At 62.8% G+C, this 9,193-nt stretch carries 6 protein-coding genes; 1 reads left to right on the top strand and 5 read right to left on the bottom strand.

From position 1 onward, the window contains the following. From AB5Z54_RS09660 to pheS, 3 genes are all read right to left on the bottom strand, one after another. On the bottom strand, positions 1–342 hold a 342-nt coding region (locus AB5Z54_RS09660; RefSeq protein WP_368161381.1), incomplete at its 3' end, for an energy-coupling factor ABC transporter permease. 246 nt (positions 343–588) lie between these two features. Next, positions 589–3,042 (bottom strand): phenylalanine--tRNA ligase subunit beta, encoded by a 2,454-nt coding sequence (pheT, locus tag AB5Z54_RS09655; protein WP_368161379.1) that lies wholly within the window; start codon positions 3,040–3,042, stop codon positions 589–591. A gap of 184 nt (positions 3,043–3,226) precedes the next feature. Continuing rightward, positions 3,227–4,303: a phenylalanine--tRNA ligase subunit alpha gene (pheS, locus tag AB5Z54_RS09650; RefSeq protein ID WP_035136801.1), complete on the bottom strand. Its 1,077-nt coding sequence runs from the start codon at positions 4,301–4,303 to the stop codon at positions 3,227–3,229. Between the two features lie 502 nt (positions 4,304–4,805). On the opposite strand from pheS, the gene AB5Z54_RS09645 reads away from it, so the two are divergent. Continuing rightward, positions 4,806–6,380 carry a carboxypeptidase M32 gene (locus AB5Z54_RS09645; protein WP_368161378.1) on the top strand — a complete coding sequence of 525 codons (1,575 nt, stop codon included), beginning with the start codon at positions 4,806–4,808 and terminating at the stop codon, positions 6,378–6,380. A 97-nt stretch (positions 6,381–6,477) separates the two neighbouring features. Here the strand turns inward: AB5Z54_RS09645 and glmM are convergent, their stop codons facing one another. After that, complete coding sequence (gene glmM, locus AB5Z54_RS09640) at positions 6,478–7,809, bottom strand: phosphoglucosamine mutase (protein ID WP_368161376.1); 1,332 nt, start codon at positions 7,807–7,809, stop codon at positions 6,478–6,480. An 83-nt stretch (positions 7,810–7,892) separates the two neighbouring features. Next, positions 7,893–9,193 (bottom strand): DUF4012 domain-containing protein (locus AB5Z54_RS09635; protein WP_368161374.1); only part of this gene is annotated, 1,301 nt, incomplete at its 5' end.

Raw genomic sequence — 9,193 nt, 5'->3', positions numbered from 1 at the left:
GGCCATGTTAAAGCAGTTGGCGCCAAAGGACAGGATGCCGCCGTCGCCAAACAGTAGTGCCTGTAGCGCCAGCGCGACCGAGACAGCAATGGCCGCGGCCTCCGGGCCCAGCAGCAGCGCGATGAGCGCGCCGCCGACGGCGTGACCCGTGGTGCCGCCGGGCAGCGGCACGTTGAACATCATGAGCAAGAAGGAAAATGCGGCGCAGATGCCCAGGAAAGCCATGTGCTCGCGATCGAGCGTGGCACGCACCTTTTTGATGCAGTGGACCCAAACGGGCACCATTGCCACTGCCATGACGGCATCCGTCTGCGGGGACAGATAATTATCTGGAATGTGCATGGGCGCCTCCCGGTTATCGGCGCACAGAATTGCAACGCCGCTTAAATCACCTTGTCAGTGTTACGCATTGTAAGATTCGTAACACGCCGCGGGCTATCATAGCAAAACGGCGCACTGCCGACAAAGCAGCACGCCGTTATGTAATGCGCGTGTCATATATGAAGGCTCAACGGTGCCTTATATCGAGCATAGCGGTCACGTAAGACTCGGCGGCAACCACCGCTGACCCATACCCCAGCGCAAGCCCTATCCGCGGACCTCGCCGTTTACGCCCTTGCATACCTTGGTGACGATCTTCTGGTGCGCCTTCTCGACCTCTTCGCTGGTGAGCGTGTGGTCGTCGGAGCGATACGTAAGCGCAAAGGCCATGGACTTCTTGCCCGCTCCGATGCGGATGGGATCGCGGTAGACGTCGAACAGGCGCACGCCCTCGAGCAGCTTGCCGCCGGCGCTGGTAATGCGGCGCTCAAGATCCTCGCAGGTCACAGCATTGTCGACCACGATAGCAAGGTCGTGCTCAACAGCCGGGTACTGCGAGAACTCGCGGTAGTTCTCCTGATTGCGGGCGCCCTTGATCAGCTTGTCCAGATCGAGCTCAAAGGCAACGACGACCTCATCGATGCCCATCGCCTCGCGCGCCTCGGGGTGAATCTCGCCGACCCAGCCCAGTACGGTGCCGCCGGACAGAACCTCGGCCGCACGACCCGGCTGCAAGAAAGCGTAGCCCTCGCCCTCGACGGGACGGAAGCGAACCTTCTCGATGCGCAGCTGGGCGAGCAGTTCCTCAACGATGCCCTTGCCAGAGAAGAAGCGCAGCTTGCGGTACTTCATGTTCCAGGACTGCTCGCTCCACTGGCCCGAGAGCACACCCGCCACGGACTTGGTCTCCTTGGGCAGGCTGGCGTTCTCGCGACCGTGGAACAGGCTGCCGACCTCGTACAGGTGCACGTTGGGCGTACCGTGCGCCTCGTTGTAGGCCACGGACTGCAGCAGGCCCGGCAGCAGCGAACGACGCATCTCGGTCTGCTCGGCTACCAGCGGGTTCATGAGCACCACGGGGCAACCGCGGCCCTCGGTGGACATACCGATCTTCTCCAGGTCGCCCGGGGCGGCAAAGCCGAAAGTCGTGGTCTCGTTAAGGCCGCAGGCGCGCAAGATCTCGCCGACCTTGCGGGTGAGCTTCTGCTCGCGGGTCAGGCCGCCGATGTGGTTCTTGGCAGCCGGGATGGTCGCCGTCACACGGCCCATGCCCCATAGGCGCAGAACCTCCTCGATCAGGTCGATCTCGCGCGGCAGGTCGGGGCGGAAGCTCGGCGGGGTGACCATAAAGTCCTCGCCGTCGCGCTCGACGGTGCAGCCCAGGCGGGTGAGCGAGCGCTCGATAAAGTCGGGCTCGATGTCGGCGCCGCAGATGGCGTGCACGCGGGCCAGGCGCAGCTTGATGCTGTCGATGGTCTTGGGCGCGGGGAACACATCCACGTAGCCGGGAGCGACCTCGCCGCCGGCGATCTCCTCGATCAGCGCGCAGGTAACGTTGGCGACATCCACGCAACCGGTCTCATCGACCTGGCGCTCAAAGCGGATGGAGGCGTCGGAGATCAGCGAAAGGTCGCGGCTGGTGTGCGAGGTGCGGCCGGCGTTGAAGCAGGCGCTCTCGACCATCACGTCAACGGTATCGTCCTCGATCTCGGAATCCATGCCGCCCATAACGCCGGCCAACGCCACGGGGCGCTCGCCGTCGGTGATGAGACCCATGCCGGCATCGAGCACACGCTCCTCGCCGTCGAGCGTCGTGAACTTCTCGTCCTGTTGGGCGGCGCGAACCACCACGCGACGGTGGCCATCGCGCTCGGCAAAGGTGTCCAGGTCAAAGGCGTGCAGCGGCTGGCCGGTGAGCATCATCACGTAGTTGGTGATATCGACGATGTTGTTGTGCGGGCGCACGCCCAGGGCGTTGAGGCGCTTGACCATCCAGTCGGGCGAGGGGCCGACCTTCACGTTGCGCACGATGCGGGCGACGTAGCGGTCGCACAGGCCCTCGTCGGCAATCTCGACCGAAAGCTCGTCGTCGGTCGCGCGGCCGGTCTCGACCTTGATGGCGGGCAGCTCAACGTGGAAATCGCGGTCGAAGATGGCACCGGTTTCGCGGGCCATGCCGATCATGGACAGGCAGTCGGGGCGGTTGGGCGTGATCTCGCAGTCGAGCACGGTGTCGCTCGAGCCCACGTACTCGGCAAACGGCATGCCACAGGGCGTATCCTCGGGCAGGATCATAATGCCGGAGTGGTCGCCGCCCAGACCGAGCTCGCGCGCGGAGCAGTTCATGCCCATGGACACGACACCGCGAAGCTTGCTCTTCTTGATCTTGACGTCGCCGGGGAGCACAGCGCCGATCATGGCCGTGACGATGTGGTCGCCGGCCTCGAAGTTCTGCGCGCCGCAGACGATCTGCAGCGGGGCGAGGTTGCCGTCGGCGTCGAGATTCTTGTCGCCCACATCGACCGAGCACACATACATGTGGTCGCTATCGGGGTGCGGGGTCTTGGTGAGCACCTTGGCGGTCACCACGTGGTCGAAGGACTCGCCCACGGTGTCGATCGCCTCGACCTCGGTGCCGGTACGGATATATTCGTCCGAAAGGGTCTTGGGATCCTCCGGAATATCGATCATGGTCTTGAGCCAGTCGTAAGAAACACGCATCTAGCTCTCCTTTCATACTGAAAGCCTGCGAAGAGATGCAGGTGGAAACTTCAACTTTGTGAACATTCCTTACAAAGCGAGGGTTGTCCAAGTGCGGCAGATCGGCCCGAAAGAGGAGCGCCGCGTACTTTGGTACGCAAGCGACGAATGAGCGCCGAGGTGCCGTGCTTGGGCAAGCCGCAGCCTAGAACTGATTCAGAAAACGCATATCGCCCGTCATGAGCGTTCTGAGGTCCGGCAGATCGTAGCGCAGTGCCGCGACGCGCTCGGCGCCAATACCAAAGGCGAAGCCGGTGTACTTCTCGGGGTCGATGCCGCAGTTGATCAGGACGTTGGGGTCGACCATGCCGCAGCCCAGAATCTCGATCCAGCCGCTGTGCTTGCAGAAGTTGCAGCCCTTGCCGCCGCACACGTGGCAGCTCACGTCCACCTCGCAGGAAGGCTCGGTGAAGGGGAAGAAGTGCGGGCGATAGCGCGTCTTGCGGTCCTCGCCAAACATGCACTTAACAAAGTAGTCGAGCGTGCCCTTAAGATCGCCAAAGGTGATACCCTCGTCGACGACCAGGCCCTCGATCTGGTTGAACTGCGGCAGGTGGCAGGCGTCGGCCGTGTCGGGACGGTAGACGGTGCCCGGGCAGATCATGTAGATGGGCGGCTTCTGCGACTCCATGGTGTGGATCTGCACGCCCGAGGTCTGGGTGCGCAGCAGCACGTCGGACTCGCCGTGAGCGTGAGCCTCGGGATGCGCGACGCTGCCGGGGTTGTTGTCGACCACATAGAACGTGTCGCGAGCCGAGCGGCTCGGATGATCCATGGGCGCGTTGAGCGCGGTGAAGTTGTAGTAGGAGGTATCGACCATGGGGCCGGACTCGACGGTGTAGCCGATGCCGCAGAAGATGTCCTCGGCCTCCTCGATGATCTGCTTGATCAGGTGCTGGTGACCGATCTGCGGACGGATGCCCGGCAGCGTGATGTCGACGGCCTCGTGCTCGAGTGCGTGCTTGAGGGCGGCGGCCTTCATCTCGGTGGTGCGCTCGTCGAGCATGCCCTCGATCAGCTGGCGCATCTCGTTGGCGCGCTTGCCCATCATGGGACGATCCTCGGGGGCGAGTTTGCCCATCATGCGCATCAGGCCGGTGATACGGCCTTTGCGACCGAGCAGCTCAACGCGCGCAGCCTCGAGCTTGGCGGCGTCATCGGCGCCTGCGACGAGCTCCTTGGCCTCTTCCTCGAGTTTGACCAGATCATCAATCAGACTCATGTCTTCCCTTTCGTCTCTCGCGCATCTCGCTTGCCGGGGCGGCTAGCACCCGATAGCTGCGGATGTGCGGCCCGGTTCGGTAACAAAAAACCGCCCTCGGGCATGTACATTGCCCAAGGACGGTTGAATTCCGCGGTACCACCTTGTTTGACCCGGCGGATGTCTGGCCCGCCGTGCCCACTCTGCGCCCCTTGTCGCGAGGCTCACGGCTTCCCTACTGGGGCTTCGCTGCCACCGGCCGCGCGCCCGTTGAGGTCGCTGCTCGGGAGTGAACGCTTGGCCCTTGCCACCGCAGGAAGGCTTGCAGCCCATGACCTTCCCTCTCTTGCCGGCGACACGGCGGGCAAAACCCTCTCCGTCAACGCATTGGGCTATAGGATAACACATTTCGCGAGCGCATCGCCGCGTTCCGTTTTGTTCGCGCTGGGTACAAGGCAAGTAGCTGTGCAAACTGGCCGTGCGCCCATCCGTGGCGCTCGGCTCGCGAGATCAAGGATATGGTATGGGAAAGAAACTCGATAAGAAGGCCAAGCCCGCAGCGGGCAAGACGCCCAAAGGCATGAAGGTCGATAAGGCCGTTAAAAAATTCCGCAAGCTCGAGGGCAAGCTGTGGACCCGCGAGTACCTGCTCAAGATTGCCGAGTTTGACGGCGCGACCATTGCTCCCGCCAACGGTGCCGCCGCCCGTGCCGACGCCATGGGCACCCTTGCCGGCGAGCACCATAAGCTTCTGACCAGCGAAAAGTCTGTCGAACTTGTGCGCTCGCTAGCACGCGAGACCGTCGCCGGCGGCAAGATCGACGACCCGCAGCTGCTCGACGAGATCCGCGTGCTCGGCCGCGACCAGCGCGAAGCAAGCGTCATCCCCACCGAGGAGGCCGAGGCCTGGACCAGGCTCACCTGCGAGGCCGACGCCGTGTGGCACAAGGCCAAGACGGCCAATGACTGGGCGAGCTTTGAGCCCTATGTGGATAGAATCGTCGCCCAGCTTAAGCATCAGGCCGAGCTCATGGACCCCAAGCGCGACCCATACGATGTTTGGCTCGACCAGTACGAGCGCGGCCTTTCCACCAAGAGCTTCGATGCGTTTTGCGACGAGGTCAAGGCCACGGTCGTGCCGCTCGTGCACGCCATCGGCGAGCGCGGCCAGCAGCCCGATGCCGACTTTTTGCACGCCCGCGTGCCCGATGCCGCCCAGCGCGCCATGAGCTTTGACCTGATGAAGCTCGTCGGCCTGGACCTGAACGACACCACGCTTGCCTTTACCGAGCACCCGTTTAGCGAGGGCTTTGCCGTAGGCGACGCGCGCATCGCGACGCACATCTACGAGGACGACTGCATCTCCAACGTCTACAGCATCATCCACGAGGCGGGACACGCCATGTACGAGCTGGGCGTCAACCCCGCCTATGCGCGCACCTGCCTGGAGGGCGGCACTTCCATGGGCATCCACGAGAGCCAGAGCCGCTTTTTTGAGAACACCGTGGGTCGCAGCCGCGCCTTTATGGGCCCGCTGCTCGAGGTACTGCGCCGTCACGCGCCCGAGGTCTATGGCAGCGTGGACGAGAACACGCTCTACCGCGCCGTGAACATCGCGCAGCCGTCGTTGATCCGCACCGAGGCGGACGAGCTCACCTATCCGCTGCACGTTATGGTGCGTTACGAGATCGAGCGCATGCTGTTTGCCGGCGAGGCCACGGCCAAGGACATCCCGACGCTTTGGAATCGCTTTATGGATGAGTACCTGGGCATTCCCGTCCCCGACGACACGCACGGCTGCCTGCAGGATACGCACTGGAGCGGCGGCTCGTTTGGCTACTTCCCCACGTATGCGCTGGGCAGTGCCTACGACGCCATGTTTGTGCCGGCCATGTGCCGCGACGGCGTCGACCTCACCGGTGCCTGCGCGAGCGGCGATCTGGCGCCCGTCCGTGCCTGGCTGGGTGAGCACATTTGGCAGTGGGGCCGCGCCAAAGACGCACCGGAGCTCATCAAGGGCGCCTGCGGCATGGACTTTGACGCCCGTTACTACTGCAGCTACCTGCAGGACAAGTTCACCACGCTCTACGAGCTGTAAGGCATAACCGACACGCCAACGCAAAGGGGACGCCGCGGAACCAATCCGCAGCGTCCCCTTTCCACCTAGTCGTTTAAGAACGTCCCCAATGACTACCTTACAGAGCTTCCAGCGCGGCGGCGATGCGCTTCATGGCGGCATCGGCGGATGCTTGGTCGGGCGCCTCGGCCAGCACGCGGATAACCGACTCGGTTCCGCTCTTGCGTACGAGCACGCGGCCCTCGCCCGCCAGCGACGCCTCGGCCTCGGCGATGGCGTTCTGCACGCCCATGTTCTCGAGCGCGGCGTCCTTGTCCGCCACGTGCACGGCCACCTGCGCCTGCGGCAGCAGCTTGCACGGAGCCGTGAGCTGCGAGAGCGTCTCACGCTCGGCACGAATCACTTCCATCACGCGCAGCGAGGTCATAATGCCGTCGCCCGTGCGCTCGATATCGCCAAAGATCGTATGGCCCGTCTGCTCGCCGCCCAGGCTGTAGCCGCCCTCGCGCATCTTGGCATACACGTGACGGTCGCCCACGCCGCTGGTCACGGCGCTCAGACCGGCAAGCTCCAACGACTTGATCAGGCCAAAGTTGCTGGCAATCGTCGGCACCACGGTACCGCCCGAAAGGCGACCGTGTTTGTTCAGATACACGCCGCACACGTACAGGATCTGGTCGCCGTCTACCACGCGACCGCGCTCATCCACGGCCAGGCAGCGGTCGGCATCGCCATCGTAGGCAAAACCCACGTCCAGGCCCTGCTCCACCACATGGCGCTGCAGGCGTTCCATATGCGTGGAGCCGCAATCGACGTTGATGTTAAAACCATCGGGCGCGGCATTGATCACGCGCACGTCGGCACCGAGCGCGTCAAACACCGGCTTGGCCACCGAGGAAGCCGAGCCGTTGGCGCAGTCGATACCGATCTTGACGCCCTGCAGCGAAAAGTTCGCACTTGCAATGAGCGAAGCAATGTAGCGGTTGCGGCCCTGCATGTAGTCCACCGTGGCACCGATGTGGTTGCCCGTGGCCAGCGGAACTTCGCTCTTGCCATCGATGTAGTCCTCGATGAGCTCCAGCACGTCCTCGTCCATCTTAAAGCCGTCGCTGTTGACGAGCTTAATGCCGTTATCGCAAAACGGGTTGTGGCTCGCGCTGATCATGATGCCGCAATCGAAGCAGCCTTCCACAGTCTGATGCGCTACGCCCGGCGTGGGGATCACGTGCAGAATATAGGCGTCCGCACCGCTCGCGACCAGGCCGCTCACCAGCGCCGCCTCAAACATATAACTCGAGCGACGCGTGTCCTTGCCCACGATCACGCGTGCCTTGCGCTCGCGGTTGGCGCCGTAATACCAGCCCACAAAACGGCCAATCTTATAAGCGTGCTCTACCGTCAGCCCAACGTTGGCCTCACCGCGAAAGCCGTCGGTGCCAAAGTACTTCATGCGCTCTCCTTACAAAATAGGGGCGAACAGATTGCCTGTCCGCCCCAAAATGGTACTCGATTATCTGCGCTACCAGAAAAACCCTACGCCGACGCGCTGTCGCGAGCTGCCTGGCATGTAGGAGTCTGACGCAGCGTAAGCGGCTTGTCCCCCGCCTCGGCCGACGTGGTCAGCGTATACGTGATCGTCGTCGTCTCGCCAGCATGCAGGTCAACGGTGCCCGAATAGAAGGGGATTCCATGCCACGTAGCGGCGCCAAGACCAAACTGTGTGCCCTCAACCGTAAGGTCACTGATGTTGCCGCCCGTCGGGGCAAACAACGAGACATTCAGGCGTTCGTCGTCACGCGCGGCATCGGGTGCGCTCGCCGCAACGTAGTCGGGCAGCTTGCCCGCCTCCTCCTGCGTCATGATGTTCGTCAGAGTAACGGTGATGCGATACGAGCACGTGCCGTCGCCGTTCTTGATGCCCTGGCCGATCTGCGTGTCGGCGTTCAGATACCAGTCGAGCTTGGAGAAGCTCAGGTTGTTAAAGTAAACGCCGGCAACGGGATCGGCACTCGGATCATCCGGATCGGGCAGCGAAGCGTCAATGCCCGTCTCTTTGATGGCATTCTGCTCATCATCGTTTCTCATCCAAGCAATCAGACGGCCCTCTTCGGCACCGCGCTCGAATGCACCGACAAGCTTTGTAACGTCGACGTCACCGATGCCACCGAGAATCTTGTCGAAGGCGGCGCTGGCAACAGCCGCAAAGATGCCGTCCGATTCCTCGACCGGATAGTTCCAATACACATCGTGCATGAGAACCTTCGCCGCGTTGGTACCGTCGACGACCGTACCATCAGGCAGCGAGACATTACCGACAAGGCCCAGCAGGTACTGCAAGAACACCGGATCGATGCCGACGACGCCATCAACGTCCTGCCCATACTGGGACTTCCACAGCGCGGCGACACGCTGCGAGTTGCGGGGCCAATCAGGCGAATAGGTATTGCCCGAGTTGTACAGGTTGCTGTGGTTGCCGAACAGCGCCTCATCCTCTTCGTCGACGCTCTCGACTGCCTCATCCTCGCTGAGTCCAATGCGGGGAACAAACTCGCCAATCGACATCTGACCGTCGGTGACCGAAATCAGGCCCTGCGAACCGCCAAAGCCGCCGCAGGCACGGATCTCGACGTTGTTCATGGCGTACACAAGGTAGTTGCGCGTCTGGCCGTTGGCGCCGAGCATCTGAGGAAGGACGGGGGCGACCTTCTCCGCCGCGTCAACCGCGCCGTTGAGGGTGGCAAAGCCGTCCTTGGCCTTATCGACCAGCTCGGTCACCTGGGAAATATGAGTATCGCCAATGCCCTGGACCTTCTCGTTGGCGCTCTTGAACACCT

This window comes from Collinsella aerofaciens (genome assembly GCF_040910185.1).
Classification (GTDB): Bacteria; Actinomycetota; Coriobacteriia; order Coriobacteriales; family Coriobacteriaceae; genus Collinsella; species Collinsella aerofaciens_BF.
The sequence above is the reverse complement of the archived record's forward strand: the minus strand, read 5'-3'. Positions and strand labels throughout refer to the sequence as shown.